Origin of the sequence: Stenotrophomonas pictorum JCM 9942, assembly GCF_001310775.1 — a bacterium.
In the GTDB taxonomy this organism is placed as follows: Bacteria; Pseudomonadota; Gammaproteobacteria; order Xanthomonadales; family Xanthomonadaceae; genus Stenotrophomonas; species Stenotrophomonas pictorum.
Genome location: NZ_BAZI01000689.1, coordinates 1 through 872, shown reverse-complemented (window position 1 = coordinate 872; position 872 = coordinate 1). Strand labels below are relative to the sequence as shown.

Annotated in this window: 2 protein-coding genes; both read right to left on the bottom strand. The window is 66.6% G+C overall.

Annotation, left to right across the window (positions count from 1 at the left end; translation table 11 throughout):
* Nucleotides 1–180 (bottom strand): hypothetical protein (locus JCM9942_RS17080; RefSeq protein WP_054661017.1); only part of this gene is annotated, 180 nt, incomplete at its 3' end.
* Nucleotides 181–229: 49 nt separating this feature from the next.
* Nucleotides 230–553: a YkgJ family cysteine cluster protein gene (locus tag JCM9942_RS17075; RefSeq protein WP_054661015.1), complete on the bottom strand. Its 324-nt coding sequence runs from the start codon at nucleotides 551–553 to the stop codon at nucleotides 230–232.
* Between the last annotated feature and the right edge of the window lie 319 nt (nucleotides 554–872).

Sequence of the window (872 nt, the reverse complement as noted above, 5' to 3'; positions counted from 1 at the left end):
TGCCGCCTTGCCGCTGGCCGTGGTCGGCTTGGGCGGGTCCACCCGGGTGCGGAACGGCGTGTTGCCCAGCACCTCGACGTGGCCACCGGCATTGCTGAAGGCCGCCATGTCCTCGGCAATGCGCTCCCGGCTGAGGTTGCGTTGCTGGGCGTGGGGGCCGGTGATCGAGATTTTCTTCATCGCAGGAACCTCTCCCGGTACGGGCAGTGGCGTAGGCATGTGTTTCTCCTCAGGCAAGTTGCAACGCGATACCGCGCGGGTTCGCGCGTGCCTGGGCAGCGCGCTCGGCCCGGCAATAGGGTCCACCCATGACAAAGGAGCGGCAGATGGCCGGCCTGCTGTCATAAATGCGGCAGTTCATCTGCTGCCCATCCAGGGCCACGCACCAGCCATCCTCGTCCTTGTCCATGACATGCAGTCCACTGGGCAACCGGATGGTCAGATGTGCCGGGACCGCATCTTTCTCGGTCAACACCACGGTCAGCTGGCAACAGAGAGCGTCGCAGGTGGCGCAGGTGACCGGGGCGTTCTTGTCCGCCGCGCCGTGCGTCATGCCGCAACCGGCATGGAATGGCGGCGCCACCCTTGCCCCTCGGGAAACGCGCGATGCGCTTGACGGCCGGACAGCGGTGAGCGGTGCGCGGGCGCACCGGTAGTGAACGGGGTGTTGCTCAGGGGGTATACGTGCATAGCGCACTCGCCTCGAGTCCCACCGATACAACGGGCGGGCAACCTGTGGAAGACAGCGGAGTGGGCAACTAGCAAGGCAGCTGCGCAGAGCGCGCGAAACAGGCAGGGCCTGTGGGCTGATCCTAACACTGCGCCGCCGGCAGCGTTCACATCGGCAGAAGCAGCGCGGCGAGCGGCCAGCG